The following is an 18,121-nucleotide window of genomic DNA, read 5'->3' as shown; positions in this document are numbered from 1 at the left end:
CAACTTAATTCCTATTCTGAGGAGTTAGGTTGGCTTTTTGCTATCCGTATTCCAATAGATTTGGTAAGAAAATCGTAATTTAGTTTAAAGTATAAAAGGATACGTATTCTATAGAAGAAAAAAAGGAGAATGATTATGATTACGATCGATCCCACATCTATTACTAATATAGATAATTATAAATTAATCACCGGTTCTGTAATTCCCAGACCGATCGCTTTTGTTACCAGTCAATCTAATACAGGGGTGCTTAATCTAGCTCCATTTAGTTATTTTAATATCGTAGCTTCTGATCCACCGATGCTTTCTATTTCGGTGGCACGCAAAAATGGAGAAATGAAAGATACTGCACGTAATGTCATCGAAAATAAAGAGTTAGTAGTTCATATTGTGCATGAAGACTTAACCGAGCAGATGAACCATACAGCTGCTTCACTACCAGGCGATCAAAGCGAACTTGAATTAACAACTCTTCATACAATTCCTAGTGACAAAATAAAAGTTCCTGGTCTTGAAGAAGCGTTGATTCGTTTTGAATGTGTGTTAGAACAACATGTACCGATTAGTAATGATAGCGGTGAAGTTGTACAAGATTTACTGCTTGTACGTATTATTTGTTACCATTTTGATGAAAAAGTAGTCGATGCAGAACATTTCTATATCTGGGCAGATGTGTTGAAACCTGTCGCTCGTCTTGCAGGCAATAATTACGCAGGACTTGCACAACAATTTACGATAGAACGCCCGAGTTAAATCCATAATAAAGTGCTATTGAATAGAATAGTTAAAACCAAAAAGACTGAGCCTTGATAATAAGGTTCAGTCTTTTTGCGATAGTGTAGGCTTAATCCATAATTTGGACAGATCGATCCAACCAAATGCATCAGGATATAACCCTTGAAAAGAAGGATCAAATAATAACTTTTGATTGGAATGATAGACAGGTATAAATAAAAACGAAGTGTGTAAAAACTGCTCAATCTTTTCAACATGCTTACTATAATCAGGTAACGGTGCCGCTACAAAAGGAACCAGTAATTGATCTAACTCTTTTAACTGAACAGGATTTAATAATTGGCGTATATAAGTCGAGCGGTTACTAAAAAAGTTAAGCAATCCCCAGACGATATTTTCTTCTAACATTTCTTGCCCCATAAATAAATCAGCTTCTTGCATCACTGCTTGAGAAGCAAATGAATCGCGCGGGCATAGATTAATGATCAGACCTATCGAACGCGCACGATCCTGTAGCCATAGACAGACTGCATGGTTCTCTGCTCGATTCAGATAATTCAGGTTCAAAGGTTGCCCTTGATAGTCTGTTTGTTGCAGATATTCACGTACTTGTTCTAATGAATATGTAGGAGCCTGTGTTTGTTTACTTTTCCACGGAAATAAGCTGTAAGCAGGTTTGAGCCAATAATCAGAACATTGCTCTGTCAATAGCGGACGATCCAACAACATATGAATCACTTGCCTAAAAGTGAAATCGTGCTGAATCCCTTCTTTGCAAAAATTGAACATAATAAAGTTACATCCAATCACTTTGTAATTCACTTGAGCTGGATCGGTATAATCGGTAGCTTTATTTTGACGAAATAGCTGATAACGTCGGTCTGCTTGATAATCAGCTGTTACAAAATAAATATCAACCCGATCCAATAACGATCTTCCTTCAAAATAACCATCAAAAGCATCTAATATAATATGATCTTCACTAGCCGTCGTTAAGCGAAAAGCTCCTGTTCCGACCAATTGTCGACCTTTATCCGCCATATCATGATCATGCGGAAGAATCGACATACACAATGAACTAATATAGTTCAAGAAAAAGGGATCAGACCGTTGTAGAACAAAGCTGATCGTATAATCGTTATGAATGACTACAGATTCAACATGCGTAAATTGCCAAAAAGCCGGTGAATCGAGATCACGTAGACGCTCCCATGTATATTTCACATCCTGCGCCGTTAAAGTTCGACCATGATGAAATCGAACACCTTTACGTAAATAAAATGTCCAACATTGATCGGTATCGTCGCTTTCCCAATAATGAGCCAATTGAGGCACAAACGTCTGCGATTCTACTTGATATGCTATTAATAAGTTACACATTTGACCGATCAAATGAGATTCAAAAGCTGTAAATACAAATGCTGGGTCTAATGACTCTAAAATACGACTCTGGTTAATCCGTAACACGTCGAGTGTCTGAGAACCGTGATGTTCGATATGAAGTCCAAACTGCTGTTCAAGCCGATATTGAAGTCGTTGAACATAGGTATGGGGTAACTGTGGATGTTGTAACCATTGCGCAGCTTCTTGCAATTTACCTTGAGTAAGCAGTTGCTCAAAATAGAGACTTAATACATGTTCAAGTGAGTGGAGTATTGTTAGCATAGAATGATGTCCGCGACCACGACCGCTTTGCCAGTGAATATATCCTTCTTCTTGCAGTTTACGTATAATCCATTTGACATTGCGGGTTGTACAGTGCAGAAGAGAGGCTAAATGTTCAATCGTTAGCGTATGTGTACTATGTATAGCTGGATCATCTAATGACAATAGAATGGTTATGTAATGCTCTTGATGTTTCATATTTAGTCTCCTAAGTGTTGCTGAGTTACGATTTATAAAAGGGGAAACGATTGATTTAATCTTACTCTTTTTCTTCCTCTTTCTCCAGTTGATAATAAAAGAACTGGAAGAGGGGGAATTAGAAATGGAATTTTTGCAACTACATCGAACTATTCAATTGCGTATTTTGACTACATTTATAACCCGGTTAACAGGAACAATGATTTTTCCATTTATGGCGATTTATTTTGCTGGATATCTTGGTGCAGGCATTGCAGGTATTTTATTATTTTCTAGCTTAATAGTTCAGCTTATTGCAGGATTGTATGGTGGGTATTTAGCAGATCGGTGGGGACGTAAAACGTTAATGGTATGGGGAGAAGGTATTCAATGTCTAGCTTTTCTCGGTATGATGCTAGCTAACTCGCCATACTTACAATCTGCATGGATTACATTTGCGATGATGATTGTACATAGTCTCTGTAATGGTCTAATTATACCGGCTTCAGATGCTATGTTAATTGATGTAAGTACACCACAAACGCGTACATTAATGTATAGCGTCAATTATTGGTCGATCAATCTTGCGATTACATTTGGAGCATTTATTGGTGGAGCGCTGTTCAGTTCACATCGGATGGAGTTGTTTGGACTATTAACGGTCACAGGGTTGCTGATCTGGTTAATTACAGTCTTTTTGATTACAGAAACGTATGTACCGCAAGCCAGTGCACAACAGACCAAGCGGTGGAATATCCTCACTAGCGGAAAATTGATTATTCGCAATTATCATCAAGTGTGGAAAGATCGACTTTTTATTATATTTGTTTTGGGAAATATGCTATTGTTATCTACTGAATTTCATCTGACTCAATATATAGGAGTTCGTCTGCAAAAAGAATTTATTCCACAATCGATGTTGATCTGGGGCAATTGGCATTTAGAACTAAACGGTATCAAAATTCTAAGCATGATCCAGATCGAAAATACAATCGGGATTGTACTTCTTTCTTTATTTCTTGCTGGCGTGATCCGTCGTTCCAAACGTCAAATTTCTTGGATGAATATAGCGGTTCTGATCTATATTACCGGTTTTGCAGTGATGGCATTTAGCAATACATTATTGATACTTGTTGGAGCGATGTTGTTAGCTACTGTAGGTGAATTAATCCATGTGCCTATTCGTCAGTCTCTACTAGCCCAAATTATCAATGATCAATCACGTAGTTCTTATATGGCTGTGAATGGAATAGGGACACAAGGCGCAAGAGCAATAGCCGCTCTAGGGATCACTTTGGGTGTATGGGTTCCTGCATACGGAATGTCGATCATAATCGCTATCGTTGGATTAATCGGATTCCTGTGTATTTCTTATGTGATCAGTCGGGTACAAGCTTCTACAAAAGCATCTTCAACACAAGGGGTTACCAAAAACCAAGTAACATTGTAAGATATAGAAAGTTGAAATGATTATTATATCTAGTAAGCTATTTTGCTAAAATGAAAATTAACTTTAATTTTATTGGTCGCACTGATATAGCCAAGTGTTTAATAGTAGAAACAGAATGTTTGAGGGGGGATTACTATGAATAAAGTAGCCAAGCCGTTGAGTGGCAAAACGATTGTGATCGCAGGTTCTAGAAAATTAGACGAAATGTCGTCATTGATCCAAAAACAAGGCGGAACCGCTATTGTTCGATCGTTACAAGGGGTAACTACATTTAAAGAGCAAGAAATGGAGCAAGAATTACGTCTATTTATCGAAAATCAACCAGAATGGGTTATTTTCACAACAGGGATAGGTGCCAAAGCGTTGTTCGATGCCGCAGATCGTCTGGGAATCAAAGACGCATTTGTTCAAACTGTTCAACAAGCCAAAATCGCAATCCGTGGTTACAAAACATATAACTTTCTCAAAACCCAAGAACTAGCACCTGATATTCGAGACTCAGATGGTACGATGAAAGGTCTGGAAGAACAGTTAGAATCAGTTACTTTTACCAAAGAACAAATATGGATACAATTGCATGGAGAGCCTGCTCCAGATTTGGTTCAGTTTTTGGAAGCGAAAGGTGCTTTATCTGTACATACGTTGTTGCCTTATCTCAATATTGAGCCAGAAGCAGAGACATTACAGCAATTGCGTCAAGATATCCAGCAGAGCCAAGTTGATGCAATCTGCTTCACTACGGCTGTTCAAGTTCGTTATTTATTCAATGATGCTTCCAAGAACGGATATGAGGATGAATTGCGATCTGCTCTGAATCAACAAGTACTGGCTGTATCTGTAGGCAAAGTAACATCAGAAGCGCTCACTCAAGCAGGCATCACACGCATCGTGGCTCCCGAAAATGAACGAATGGGTGCAATGATTGTAGAAATGGCGAAATATTATGAGGAACAAAAGTAGTATTCATGAATACTTTGTGTACTAAAATGAAATTTTTCATTTTATTTCATTGAAAAAGGTTCATTCTCATGTAAGCTTATGCTAAAATAAACTATTATGTAGTGAAGGAGAAATACAAAGATGACTATACCTAAAACGTTAACTATAGCCGGATCAGATACAAGCGGTGGAGCTGGTATTCAAGCCGATTTAAAAACTTTTCAGGAATTGGGCGTATATGGAATGACCGTTCTTACAACGATTGTTGCTATGGAGCCTAAAACATGGGATCATCAAGTATTCCCTATTGATCTGAACGTGGTGGAAGCGCAATTGCGTACCGTGTTAGATGGCATCGGATTTGATGCTTTGAAAACAGGTATGTTAGGTTCAGTAGACATTATTGAACTGGTGGCGCATCATCTGAATCGTTATCCTATGGATCGCGTAGTTATTGATCCTGTAATGGTATGCAAAGGCACAGATGAAGTTCTTCAACCGGAAAATACAGAAGCGATGTTAGAATTCTTGATTCCTGGTGCAGATCTAGTGACTCCGAACTTGTTTGAAGCTTCTCAATTGGCTAAAACAGGTCCTATCACTACAGAAGATCAAATGAAGCAAGCAGCTGCTATTATTTATGAGCGTGGAGCGAAGCACGTATTGATCAAAACACGCGGCAAGATCAAAGAAGGCAAAGCATTGGATTTATTGTATGATGGCAAAACATTTGACTGGTTCGAAGTTGATGCGATTGCAACGGAATTTACACATGGTGCAGGTTGTACCACTTCCGCAGCCGTAACAGCTGGACTTGCTAAAGGATTGTCGGTCAAAGATGCTTATGCTGACGCGAAAAACTTCATTACTCAAGCAATTGCTAACGGATTCCGTCTGAACGAATTTGTAGGTCCAACCCTGCATGTGGCACACCGTCTGCAATTGAAATAACAGCATCTGGAGCGGAGGATTGCTCAATGAATCGCTTATCCAAATCGTTACTCGGTGGAGCGCTCGTTTTACTTTTTTTAATCATCAGCGCTTGTTCTGGCAATAGTACACAGCAACCGTCATCCACGGATAATGGAACCACAGAACAATCACCAACCGAATCTGCAACTCCTTCTACAGAAGGAAGTACAGACCAGCCTGCAACAGGTACAGATTCAGCAACCAGTACAGACGGAACATCGTCCAGTACAGAAGGTGCTACAGGCACAACAGATAGTGGAAGTGAAAGTGTTCCTGCTGCTAAGCCAGAGCTAACACCTGCGAATGAAGGTCAAGTCGATATTACAATTGTGCAACAAGGACCGGGACAATTTTTTGTACGTTTAAATCAATTTCCTGAAGGATACTTGGTAAGCAATTTAGACTGGACTGGGCCAGGTTACAGTGAATCAGCTACATTTGATGAAGCTGTGAAGAACGGTCAAGAAGGCAATAATGGATTTTATGCAAGTAGCGATCATCGCAATTTCGGCTTTATTTATGATGGACGTATTGCTGGTGAAGAAGGCAAGTTTACTTTAACATTCCGCAATCAAGCGGGAGACGAATTAACCTGGTATAAAGATTTAACATTGCAATAATATCGCAGTCATCAAATGTTGAACATGCTGTACTAAATACTCAAGCCTCTGCCGATATATGCGGTAGGGGTATTTTGAGGGGCTATTTTTGCAAAAAGATGTACGGATAAGCTTTATGTATGCAAATGATGTAAATTACATGATTATTCAAAAAAATAAACCAAAGCACTGCATCGATCAGTGCACGAGAGGAACTTTTATAATGAGAATCAATACTTTCAAAACAGAACAAAACTTAGACAGAGGTCACTTAACAGCAATCGCTAACGAAGCTTCACGCTTTGCTTCTGATATTCGTATTTCTTTTGGTAACCCTGACAACCGTAGAGAAGTTGATGTGAAAAGTCTTTTGGGTATGATGTTGATGATTATTCCTGCTGGAACAGAAATCGAATTAACTACTCGTGGTAAAGACGAATTGGAAGCTTTGGAAAGTGTACAAAACTTATTTGAACAAGTCATGTTCGCACCATCTGTTTAATATTTATATATCACTTTCAAAAAATGAATTTTAAGCTATAAATTATAAAAAATGTATACACAAAAAACCTTTAGTCTATCAAAGACTGAAGGTTTTTTTGTTGTAGATAACGGGTAATACCTAAATAAGTCATTCAGTTACCATTTTGCTTAAAAGCGCTCTGTTCTGTACTTTTTAGGGGTAATTCCAGTATGTTTTTTGAAAGCTTTGGAGAATGAGAACAGATCAGGATAACCGACCGAGTAAGCAATTTCTGCTAATGAATAATTGGTTTCGGTAAGTAATTGACGTGCTTTGCTCATTTTGAGACTACGAATATATTCAGCAGGGGGAGTCTGATGCACCTGATGAAATTGTTTACTAAAATGAGTACGATGTACACCGACATGACTGGCGACATCTGCGACTGTAATCCCACGATCATAATGACTATGAATATAAGCGATCGCTTCTTCCATCCATGAAGTTGTCGATGATAATACATCGGATACATAATGATTCACATGAGAAGGATGGTCAGAAGATAATTCTGCAAAAATGCTATATAACAATTCCAATCGTCGCAATTCACTGCTAAATTCATTGGAATCTTCATTAGTAGCTAAAATCTGTTCGAACTTTTCTTGTAATTGATCAAATAATTCTGCACTAACTTCACTATATCCTTGATGCATACCACTTTGCTCTATAAGTAATCTGGCTTGAGGACCGGTAAAACAAATATAATACGTTTCCAGATCTTCATCCATATTATTAATATATTCAAAAGGCTCATTAGGAGAAATACACCATACGTTGTAAGAGCCAAGAATATAACTTTGACCTTTATGAATAATCACTCCGCCATGTCGATTAGCGATCCAAAAGCAATTATCAATGCCTGTAAATAAACGTCTACTATGGGCTTTGAGAAAATAACGACCCGCTTGAGCAATTCTTAATCCTCCGGATTGTGAGAATAAGGAAGGAGAAATAAGAAACCGTTCAACCACTTCACGATTTGTTTCAATAGAACGAAGCATATTGAACTTTCATCCTTTCCAAATGTAATCTAACTTCTTTATTATATACTACATAATGACAAAATAATACAAGACAAAATGACATTGTTCGTTTACAATCAAATTGCTATGATCTAAATCATGGTATTCCCACTAAAATGATGGGTTTTGACAACAATAATCATTTTTACTGATGTACCAATAGATTCTAACAGCAGATGGAGGACGCGTAATGAAAAATATAAAAATGAAATCTTCTTTTGTTTGGGCACTGACTTTACTACTGACGGTGGTTCTATCTGCTTGTGGAAATAGTTCGGACAGCTCGGCAGATGGAAAAGTAACGATCAGCTTTTTACATTGGCGTGGAGAAGATACACAGGCTTTCCAGAAAATCATTGATCAATTTGAAGCGAAAAATCCAAATATCAAAGTAGATATGCAGACATTGACTTCAGATCAATATCAATCTACAGCACAAGCTAAATTAACCGATGGTTCTGTAGGAGATGTATTTGCTTCTTTCCCAGGTGCACAATACGCAGCTTTATCCAAAGCAGGTCTATATACAGATTTAACCAATGAGTCTTTTTTGAAAAATTACAATGCAGACTTAATTGATGTAGGTGCCAAAGATGGTAAGCAATGGGCGGTACCGTATCAATTGGTGTACAACCAACCAATTTATAATACTGAAATTTTCAAAAAATATAATTTGACCCCTCCAACCGATTGGGATGGATTCCTTAAATTATGTGCAACACTCAAACAAAACGGAATTATTCCGATTGCTTTTGCTGGAGCAGATATTGGTCCAGGGCAGTTAATGAATACAATGGTGATGAATAACGAACCAAGCGAAGATATTTTCACCAAAGTTGAAGCAGGTCAAGCCAAATTAACAGATGAATTCTGGGTCAAAACGTTAACTCAATTTAAAGAGTTAAATGATAATGGTTATTTCCAGGATAACTCGCTAGGAACGAAAGACGCAGCAGCAGGTGCTTTATTTATTCAAGGAAAAGCAGCGATGTTAGCAAGCGGTTCTTATCAACTGGCGCAGAATGCAAAACAGAATCCAGAACTAAAACAAGCATTATTAGCACCTATTACTGTATCGGCAGATCAAGCCAAATATGAAGGGGTACACACCAGTACATTTATGTTAGGTGTAAATAGTCGCTCTAAACATCAAGCAGAAGCTAAAAAATTCCTTGAGTTTTTGAGTCAACCGGATGTGGCTAGTCAGTATGCAAATGAAACAGGACAAAATGTAACATTGAAAGATATCACTTATGATAGTCCAGAATTGAAAATTGCTGGCGATTGGGCGGACAAAAAGACTATATTCCAACCTCGTTTTACTATTTTGAATTCTGAAAATCAAAAAGCAGTCACCAACTCTATTCAATCGGTGCTAGGTGGAGCAACACCTGAACAAGCTGCGCAAGATGCACAAGCGATTGTAGATCAACAAATTAAGTAAATCTCAAGATAAGCAGAAAACGCGCTTTAGATCATAGAAGCGCTGAAGGGCAAGGTAATAGGAACTTATGATGAATCGCAAAACACTTTGGTTCTTTATGCTACCCGGACTGTTATTATATACAGGGCTATTTGTTTATCCAGCCGTATCTGGTTTATTTTATTCTTTTACCAATTGGGATGGCGTATCGACTTCTTATGATTTTGTAGGGATATCTAATTACAAAGATAGCTTCGATAGTATTGTGTTTCGCAAAGCATTTTTTAATAATGTGAAATTTATGTTAACGGTTGTTATTATTCAGACGATTGTGTCGTTGGTTCTTGCATTAATTCTTGCTAAAAATACACGTACTCGTGTGGTTCTACGTGCATTGTACTTTTTTCCAGCGATCTTATCGTCTGTATCAGTAGGGTTAATCTGGTCGTTTATTTACGATCCTTCTCTAGGATTGTTAAATACCGCTTTAACCAGTGGTGGATTGGAACAATTTACAGCGAGCTGGACAGGAGATGCCAATATTGCACTATATGCTATTGCATTTGTGCAAATATGGGCGCATGCCGGACAGATGATGATTGTATTTATTGCCGGTCTACATGCGATTCCAGAAGAGTTAATGGAAGCCGCACGTATTGATGGAGCGACACGTTTCCAGATTTTCCGCAAAGTCACATGGCCATTACTTGCACCATCTGCAACGATTGTTGTATCGTACACAACGATTCAATCATTCAAAGCGTTTGATCTGATCTTTGTTATGACAGATGGTGGGCCTAACTATGCGACTGAAATACTGACAACGTACATTTATCATCTGGCGTTCTCGAATTATTCATTTGGTCTAGCATCCGCAGGTTCGATGATTTTCCTTGTACTGCTAGGACTGTTAACGATGGCGCAATTCAAAGCTCTTCGTAGAGGCGGTGCTAACGGATGATCGAACGCCGAATAGATAAGCAGCAGGATGGTGAACTGCGATGAAATGGATCGGACGTATCATTATGGTGCTGTATGCTCTGCTTGTAGCAGCACCATTGTATTTTGTAATCACATCTTCGTTCAAAACAAGTCAGGCGTTTTTTGCTAATCCATTAAGCTGGCCGAATCCCTGGACGATTCAAAATTTTATATCAATTTTTGATGCTCAACCGATGTGGCAGTATTTCTGGAATAGTGCTCGTGTGACACTAAGTACTGTCGCTCTTGATCTATTTCTAGGCAGTCTGATTGCGTATGCGATTATTCGTCTAGGTGGACGTATGGGAAGATATACTTTTGTTTATTTTGTGGCTGGCTTAATTATTCCGTCACAGGTCAGTATGCTGCCACTGTATTCATTAGTACGCCAAATTGGTTGGTCTGATAATCTTGGCGCATTGGTTCTAGTAACGGCAGCAGGGTTATTGCCTTTGACTGTGTTTACACTAACAGGATTTATGGAAATGTTAAGCAAAGAGATGATGGAAGCGGGTAGTATTGATGGTGCGAGTGAGTGGAAAATTTACTGGCGTCTAGTCTTACCGTTATCCGGGCCTTCGCTTGCAGCAACCGCCGCATTTCTATTTGTAATGGTGTGGAATGATCTATTGATTCCAATGTTGCTGATTAACAGTACGGACAAATTAACATTACCACTAGCTTTGATGCAGTTCCGTGGCGAGTATGTCACCGACTATACGTTGTTATTAACAGGAGTGGTGATTACCGCAGTACCGATGGTTATTTTGTTTATTTTCTTACAACGTTTCTTTGTTACAGGAATGACCGCAGGATCGGTCAAAGGGTAATAAAGCAAATATAATAAATAGCAGTATATCAAAAAAGTCAGTTTACCGAGAGAGAAAACACTCAACGTAAACTGACTTTTTTGTATATATTCTAATCCATAGATAGATGAACTATTTTACCAACTGCTGACGGATTGCAGTCACGACAGCTTGTGTACGGTCTTTTACACCTAACTTTTGAATAATATTATGCACATGTGTTTTGATTGTACTTTCAGATACATATAATTCTTCTGCAATTTCAAAATTACGTCTGCCATAAGCCATCGCTTGCAATACTTCTAGTTCACGATCTGTTAATGGCTCTAACACAGGCGCAGGAACATAGGAAGAGTTGGGTGGGTATGCCGATTCATTTTCACCTAATAATTGAATGAGTGCTCCTCCAGCAGTTGTACTATTATAGATTGCACCTCCTGCCAGAATCGACCGAATCCCGACAATCATATCATTCATATCAATATCTTTGAGCAAATAACCAGAAGCACCTGCACGTATACCATCAATCACATAGTCTTGAACATCAAATGTAGTTAATAGAATAATTTTGATCTCAGGATGTACGGATAGAATACGGCGGGTAGCATCTATACCTGACAATTCAGGCATCTGGATATCCATTAAAATAAGGTGTGGACGATATTGTAATGCTAATTGGATCGCTTCTTGACCTGTTGCGGCTTCAGCAACCACTTGCATATCGGCTTGTAGATCAAGTACATAACGAATCCCTTGCCGGATAAGAGCTTGATCATCTGCTAACATAATACGTATAGGCTCTGTTGAACTCATATAGAGATTCTCCTTGATTCATTTAATTTTTAGTGATCGGGTGAGTGTTTAGTGGCAGTATCACTTTGATCCAGAGACCGCCTTGTGGACGAGCAGCAAATGTACATTGACCATGTATCGTTTCGCAACGGCGAATCATATTTTGGATACCGAATCCGTATTGTAACGGTTGATCTCTACGGTACTTTCCATCATCAGCGATCGAAAGTTGAACATGCTGAGAAGTTTCGGTAATAGTAATCTCAACCGTACTGGCTTCAGCATGGCGAATAATATTAGTTAATGACTCTTGTAATACACGATATAACACGCTATCAATTAATTCGCCCCATATACTAAAAGTCCCTTGAGCGTTAAAGCTTAATTGTAACCCTGCACGATGGGTGATCTGAGTCGCTAATTCTTGCAGACCTTCGACACCACCTTCGTGCACAGACCAATCTTTCACCACACTACGTACTTCGGCAAGACCTTGTCTAGATACATCTAGCAACTGATCGACAGTCAATTCAGCGCGTTCAGGATCTTGCTTGATCATCCATTTCAAAGCTTGCATCTGTACAATAAGCGAAGTGAAATGATGACCTAATCCATCGTGAATCTCTCCTGCTATCCGCGTACGTTCGGTTAATGCAGCATATCGTATCGATTGGACGGTACTGTCCTGCAATTCTGCATAAGTTCGTTGTAGCTCCATATGAACTTGTTCCAGTTCTTTAAGCTGTTCACTGTTAATCTTCAGCACACCAATATAACGGCTAAGACTGTGAATGCCAAAATAGATACTGGCAAGCACGACAATCAGACTATATGGATAACCATTGTCTAGCCCGGAAATTAACATGACTACGCCTACTATAATCAATACTACAGTCGCTACTTTTTGCTCTCGACTTGAAATAAAGCTTAATATCACAAACCATGCCCATAGAACAGAATTATAATCTTGAGGTTCTTTGGAAATATAAGCAGAAAGCCAGATCATCGAGAACAAAAACAGAGTAAAAACGATAATATAAGTAATCGACAATTTAATACTAGACCATAGCATAAATACGTAAAAACACATTGTGACAAAAAACAGCATCCACACGAGAAAAGAATGATCCATATAATAAATAGTTAGATTATAAATAATAATCATCGTTAATAATAAACGGAATAAAAATAAATACTTTAAAAAATCTTGTGATTTTTGCAAAGTTTGACTTCCTTTCACATCAAATACTGATTTCTATTTTAGCATGTTCCTAAGAAGTGATTCAGATTTAAATATAATCAAGTACAACATATTCTTATTATACAGAAGAAGCCTAGTTAACTATATCTTAATAGCGCTCACTTTTCGTCATCATAATGATCGGTTTTGAAAAGGTGAAAATCAATCGCTAGGTGGAGGTAATATCAGATAGGTAAAGACTTTAACTACAATGATAGAAGATTTTGATACATGTATAGAATGTATTGATATAGTAATCAATTGACGCTGTGGACAGCAGGGTGCTAGACTTTATGTAATCTTAACCAACTTAATAGGTCGGAATTATAAGATATGAACCAAATGCCAAACCTATTTCCAAAAGAATCACTTTTATTGTAATGCACACCTATATTCAGAGGAGGACAACGACATGTCATCAACAATTGAAACTACTGCAAATCAAGGTCAACATATTATTTTGTGGAGCAAAACAGGATGCCACTTCTGCGGGGAGATTAAGAACTATCTAGAATTAAATAATCATCATTATACCAATCTAGAAGTTGCAGGTAACGATGGTCTACGCGATGTACTTGAAGCTAAATACGGTATCCGGCATGTGCCTGTCGTCGAAGTAGGTCGTAATGGCACATATACTGCATTTTTAGAAACTGATTTGGAAGGGTTGGCTCAGTTGTTAGCTCAAGAAGCAGAATCGGCTCAATCCTCAGCAACCGTAATCTAATCTTCCAATAATACTGAAATACTGACTATAAATATTCTATAAACTATTACCGATCGTAACGATAAAAAGAAGGAGTGATCAATGATGACCAATCACAAACGACAATTGAAATTTGGAGCAATCATCCATGGGATTGGAGGAAGTATGTCTACATGGCGACATCCCGAGGTACAAAGTGATGCTAGTGTAAGCTTTGACTTTTACAAACGGCAGACACTCAAAGCAGAAGAAGGCAAGTTCGATCTCGTCTTTATTGCCGATGGATTGTTTATCAATGAAAAGTCATTACCACACTTTTTGAATCGATTTGAGCCGGTTACGATATTGTCTGCACTTGCAGCCGTCACTTCCCGAATCGGGTTAGTAGGAACAATATCTACCAGCTATAGCGAGCCATTCACTGTGGCACGTCAATTGTCTTCGATCGATCATATCAGTGGAGGACGTGCTGGATGGAATGTGGTCACATCTCCGCTAGAAGGATCGGCACGCAATTATAGTCGAGGCGATCATCCTTCTCATCCTGAACGGTATCAGATTGCGGCTGAATATCTAGAAGTGACCAAAGGATTATGGGATTCATGGGAAGAAGATGCTTTTGTTAGAGATAAAGAGTCTGGTGTCTTTTTTGATCCTGAGAAATTGCATACACTTAATCATCAAGGGAAGCACTTTTCTGTTCAAGGCCCTTTGAATATCGGACGATCGCGTCAAGGACAGCCTGTCATTTTCCAAGCAGGTTCTTCAGAAGATGGCAGAAATCTAGCCGCCCAATCAGCCGATGCGATCTTCACCGGACAAGAGACTTTAAGTGATGCACAAGCCTTTTATACCGATGTGAAAAAGCGTGCGGTTCAATATGGTCGTCAAGAAGAAGAGTTATTAGTCTTGCCAGGGATATCGCCTATTATTGGCAGAACCGAAGCTGAAGCGGAGCAGAAATATCGCGAGATTGCTGATCTGGTGACGATTGATAAAGCACTTGATTTTTTAGGACGCTTTTTTGATCATCATGACTTTTCACAATATCCATTGGATGAGCCTTTTCCAGACTTACATGATATCGGAAGTAATAGTTTCCGTAGTGGAACAGATAAAATTAAAAAAGATGCGCGTGAGCGTGGTCTAACTTTACGCGAAGTTGCATTACAAGCAGCTACACCGCGTGGAAATTTTATCGGTACACCGGAGCAAATTGCTAATCAAATCGAAGAATGGTTTCTACAACAAGGATCGGATGGATTTATTATTCACTCGGATCTTCCAAGCGGATTACACGATTTTGTAGATTTGGTTGTGCCTATTTTGCAAGCGAAGGGGATTTATCGTCAAGATTATGAGTACGATACATTACGTGAAAATTTGGGAGTGCCTATTCCACAGAATCGGTATCAAGCCAAAACGTTAAAAGTGTAAGTCGTGTTTAATACGCTGTGCTATCATCTAATTTAAGTATAAACGATTTTCCCAAAATGGTGATAAGTCAAAGAAGTGCCCGTTGCTCCTGATCCCAGTGGTCATAAGGGGTGACGGGTTATTTCAAATTGCATATTCTTCCGTTGACAAGTGTCAAAACAGGGAATATGATACATAAAACCAAGTTAGTTAATGGGAAAAGTAAGAAAGGGGATGGAATGATGAATATTGAAAATATAGAGGCATTTGTCTATATCAACCATTATGGCAGTTTTAATAAAGCAGCAGAAGTGTTATTCCTTTCTCAACCGTCTGTATCAGCGCGTATCCAGACATTAGAAAGAGAACTTGGCTGCAAATTATTTGAACGTCTGGGTCGACAAATTTTATTGACCGAAGAAGGAAGAAGATTTCTACCGTATGCACAGCAAGTCTTACAAGTGATCCAAAAAGGCAAACAACGTATTCAAACAGCAAAAGTCACACCACAGGAGCTGACCATCGGTTGTACCGTAGCTGTCTCTAATTATGTTATTCCTGAACTGCTTCCCAAACTCAAACAAAAATATCCGCAAACCAATTTTAAGCTGATCACTTCAACGACTGATCAACTGTTGCATAAATTAATGAACAAAGAAATCGATATCGGATTCGTCCGTAAAGTGATGCATCCGGCGATTCGAACAGTTTCTTTTTACGAAGATCCTATTTCACTATACGTATACAAAGACCATCCGTTTGTACAAAAAGGACGTGCAACGATCGCATCATTGCAGGAACAACCTTTAATTTTCTTTGAATGCGGATCATTAGATTGGTTGCGGATTCATCGTGTATTCGAAAGTCTTGAATTTCCGCCAGATATCGCTTTCCATGTCGATCATTCTGAAACTGCCAAAAAGCTAGTGTTACAAAAAGCAGGCATCGCCTTTTTACCCGGACTTAGTGTGCATGAAGAAGTGATGCGTGGCGACCTGGTACCGATCTATATTCCAGAAGTCACAGGAATCTCTTTACAGACCAGTCTAATTACACTAAAAGAACAACCATCAACATTCGCTACCACACTAGCCGAATTACTACACGAAAACGACTACTTCCGTAGCCAACAACCCGACCAATCACTACTTCACTCTACAATCTAACGAAAAGAGTAGAAGAAAAGACAAACGTATCTTTCTAAAAATCAATAATAGATACACACAAATCATAATAGATACAGAACACAAAAAAGTAATCAAAAACAACCACCATTTCACAGGCATATTTCATAGCCAATGAATGACCTATAGAACAAATCAATATAAAGATGACACCAATACGCCCAATCTTTCCAACTAACATCATCTTTATCTTTACTTGCTACCCTCCCACAAGGGAAACAAATGCACCACCCAAGTAGCATTTCATCTGTTACCATCATCCCACCAAGCACAAGCGAAGAGGGAAGATTTATTCTGAAAGAGCGAAGCGCTCGCCTTTAAAAGAATATCCCCACCGCAAAGCGGTAAATTCAAGGGATATTCTTTTACCAGCGACGACAAGAATAATCTACCCTCATAGCGCCTGTACTCTATTGCACCACGACACCTATCATTTGTTTCCCCCACACCTATTGATTTGTTCAATACACCGATAGAACTTTCCTATTATCCAGGTCATTGACGCTGAGAAAGGACGATGATAGATTTATCACATGCTAAATCCGATTAAGTTGATATGAATTAGGGGGAAGAAGAAAATGAAGAAAAAAACAGGGTTAACAGTACTTACATTATGGGCAGTTGTTTGGATGCTGGTACTATCGGGTTGCGCATCTGTTAGCGAATCAAGTGGAGGTTCAGCAGGAGGAACATCTTCTGCATCAGATAGCAATAATGCAACAGCGTCTACAGGTGGTGTTAAAAAAATTATCGTCGGTACAGGTACAGCCTTTCCGAATGTCTGCTTTATTGATGAAAATGGCAAGCTTACTGGATACGATGTTGAATTGGTACGTGAGATCGATAAACGTCTACCAGATGTAGAATTTGAATTTAAAACGATGGAATTCTCAAATCTGCTACTAAGCCTAGAAACAAACAAAATAGATTTTGTCGCTCACCAGATGGAGACGAATCCTGAACGTGAACAAAAATATCTATTTAATAAAGTGCCATACAGCATTTTCCTTAATCGTGTAGCTGTTGCGAAAGACAATAATGCGATTAAAGGATTAGATGATCTGGTTGGGAAAAAAGTGCTCACAGGAGCTACAAGTAATGCGGCTTACCTACTTAATGAATATAACAAGACACATAACAACGGTATAGATGTTGTCTATAGTAGTGGAGCAGCCAATGATACTGTTCAACAAATCGTATCAGGACGGGTAGATGCCACGATCACGACAGATTTTGCTAATCGTTTCAATACAGATGCAGACGGTAATGTAGCACTCAAAACAGTCGGTGAACCGTTAAATCAATCCAATGTTTTTTTCGTGTTCCGCAAAGATGAGCAACCTCTGGCAGATGAGATCGATCAAGCGATCACAGAAATCAAAGCAGATGGAACACTCAAAAAATTAAGCGAACAATGGTTAGGTGACGATTTTACCAAAACGCTAGAAGAAGCCAAAGTAACCAAATAAATAATGAATAGCTAGTAGA

Annotated in this window: 17 protein-coding genes; 13 read left to right on the top strand and 4 right to left on the bottom strand. The window is 38.7% G+C overall.

Going from position 1 to position 18,121, the window contains the following annotated elements:
- Nucleotides 1–135: 135 nt before the first annotated feature.
- The gene (locus tag PQ460_RS13300) at nucleotides 136–753 is read left to right on the top strand and encodes a flavin reductase family protein (RefSeq protein ID WP_273616065.1); all 618 of its coding nucleotides are present in this window, start codon (nucleotides 136–138) and stop codon (nucleotides 751–753) included.
- A gap of 66 nt (nucleotides 754–819) precedes the next feature.
- On the opposite strand, the gene PQ460_RS13295 is transcribed toward PQ460_RS13300, so the two are convergent.
- Nucleotides 820–2,598, bottom strand: a complete 1,779-nt coding sequence (locus tag PQ460_RS13295; RefSeq protein WP_274170095.1) for an ABC transporter substrate-binding protein — start codon at nucleotides 2,596–2,598, stop codon at nucleotides 820–822.
- Nucleotides 2,599–2,722: 124 nt separating this feature from the next.
- Here PQ460_RS13295 and PQ460_RS13290 point away from each other — a divergent pair, with 124 nt between their 5' ends.
- From PQ460_RS13290 to PQ460_RS13270, 5 genes are all read left to right on the top strand, one after another.
- Nucleotides 2,723–4,027: an MDR family MFS transporter gene (locus PQ460_RS13290; RefSeq protein ID WP_274170094.1), complete on the top strand. Its 1,305-nt coding sequence runs from the start codon at nucleotides 2,723–2,725 to the stop codon at nucleotides 4,025–4,027.
- Nucleotides 4,028–4,162: 135 nt separating this feature from the next.
- Nucleotides 4,163–4,987: a uroporphyrinogen-III synthase gene (locus PQ460_RS13285; protein ID WP_274170093.1), complete on the top strand. Its 825-nt coding sequence runs from the start codon at nucleotides 4,163–4,165 to the stop codon at nucleotides 4,985–4,987.
- 120 nt (nucleotides 4,988–5,107) lie between these two features.
- Complete coding sequence (gene thiD / locus PQ460_RS13280; RefSeq protein ID WP_273616069.1) at nucleotides 5,108–5,917, top strand: bifunctional hydroxymethylpyrimidine kinase/phosphomethylpyrimidine kinase; 810 nt, start codon at nucleotides 5,108–5,110, stop codon at nucleotides 5,915–5,917.
- Nucleotides 5,918–5,943: 26 nt separating this feature from the next.
- A complete protein-coding gene (locus tag PQ460_RS13275; protein ID WP_274170092.1) occupies nucleotides 5,944–6,558 on the top strand; it encodes a hypothetical protein in 615 nt (204 codons plus the stop codon).
- 202 nt (nucleotides 6,559–6,760) lie between these two features.
- Nucleotides 6,761–7,039, top strand: a complete 279-nt coding sequence (locus tag PQ460_RS13270; RefSeq protein WP_273616071.1) for an HPr family phosphocarrier protein — start codon at nucleotides 6,761–6,763, stop codon at nucleotides 7,037–7,039.
- A 149-nt stretch (nucleotides 7,040–7,188) separates the two neighbouring features.
- Here the strand turns inward: PQ460_RS13270 and PQ460_RS13265 are convergent, their stop codons facing one another.
- Nucleotides 7,189–8,061, bottom strand: coding sequence for an AraC family transcriptional regulator (locus PQ460_RS13265; protein ID WP_273616072.1), 873 nt, complete (start codon nucleotides 8,059–8,061; stop codon nucleotides 7,189–7,191).
- A 211-nt stretch (nucleotides 8,062–8,272) separates the two neighbouring features.
- Here PQ460_RS13265 and PQ460_RS13260 point away from each other — a divergent pair, with 211 nt between their 5' ends.
- The 3 genes from PQ460_RS13260 (at nucleotide 8,273) to PQ460_RS13250 (ending at nucleotide 11,316) form a co-directional block, all read left to right on the top strand.
- Nucleotides 8,273–9,526, top strand: a complete 1,254-nt coding sequence (locus PQ460_RS13260; protein WP_274170091.1) for an ABC transporter substrate-binding protein — start codon at nucleotides 8,273–8,275, stop codon at nucleotides 9,524–9,526.
- A gap of 67 nt (nucleotides 9,527–9,593) precedes the next feature.
- Complete coding sequence (locus tag PQ460_RS13255; protein ID WP_274170090.1) at nucleotides 9,594–10,466, top strand: carbohydrate ABC transporter permease; 873 nt, start codon at nucleotides 9,594–9,596, stop codon at nucleotides 10,464–10,466.
- Nucleotides 10,467–10,506: 40 nt separating this feature from the next.
- Nucleotides 10,507–11,316, top strand: a complete 810-nt coding sequence (locus PQ460_RS13250; protein WP_273616075.1) for a carbohydrate ABC transporter permease — start codon at nucleotides 10,507–10,509, stop codon at nucleotides 11,314–11,316.
- Nucleotides 11,317–11,427: 111 nt separating this feature from the next.
- On the opposite strand, the gene PQ460_RS13245 is transcribed toward PQ460_RS13250, so the two are convergent.
- Both PQ460_RS13245 and PQ460_RS13240 read right to left on the bottom strand, forming a co-directional pair.
- Nucleotides 11,428–12,108 carry a response regulator gene (locus tag PQ460_RS13245; protein WP_273616076.1) on the bottom strand — a complete coding sequence of 227 codons (681 nt, stop codon included), beginning with the start codon at nucleotides 12,106–12,108 and terminating at the stop codon, nucleotides 11,428–11,430.
- Nucleotides 12,109–12,130: 22 nt separating this feature from the next.
- Nucleotides 12,131–13,309, bottom strand: a complete 1,179-nt coding sequence (locus tag PQ460_RS13240; protein WP_274170089.1) for a sensor histidine kinase — start codon at nucleotides 13,307–13,309, stop codon at nucleotides 12,131–12,133.
- 430 nt (nucleotides 13,310–13,739) lie between these two features.
- On the opposite strand from PQ460_RS13240, the gene PQ460_RS13235 reads away from it, so the two are divergent.
- The 4 genes from PQ460_RS13235 to PQ460_RS13220 all read left to right on the top strand — a co-directional run bounded on the left by PQ460_RS13235 (nucleotide 13,740) and on the right by PQ460_RS13220 (nucleotide 18,102).
- Entirely contained in the window at nucleotides 13,740–14,054 is a 315-nt protein-coding gene (locus tag PQ460_RS13235; protein WP_273616078.1) for a glutaredoxin family protein, read from the top strand.
- Nucleotides 14,055–14,138: 84 nt separating this feature from the next.
- Nucleotides 14,139–15,470, top strand: coding sequence for an LLM class flavin-dependent oxidoreductase (locus PQ460_RS13230; protein WP_443147158.1), 1,332 nt, complete (start codon nucleotides 14,139–14,141; stop codon nucleotides 15,468–15,470).
- Between the two features lie 221 nt (nucleotides 15,471–15,691).
- Nucleotides 15,692–16,615, top strand: coding sequence for a LysR family transcriptional regulator (locus tag PQ460_RS13225; RefSeq protein WP_273616080.1), 924 nt, complete (start codon nucleotides 15,692–15,694; stop codon nucleotides 16,613–16,615).
- A 596-nt stretch (nucleotides 16,616–17,211) separates the two neighbouring features.
- Entirely contained in the window at nucleotides 17,212–18,102 is an 891-nt protein-coding gene (locus PQ460_RS13220) for a transporter substrate-binding domain-containing protein (protein WP_373461958.1), read from the top strand.
- Nucleotides 18,103–18,121 lie beyond the last annotated feature (19 nt).

This window comes from Paenibacillus sp. KACC 21273 (assembly GCF_028736095.1).
GTDB classification, from domain to species: Bacteria; Bacillota; Bacilli; order Paenibacillales; family Paenibacillaceae; genus Saccharibacillus; species Saccharibacillus kyungheensis.
This window is presented reverse-complemented; position numbering and strand designations above follow the sequence as displayed.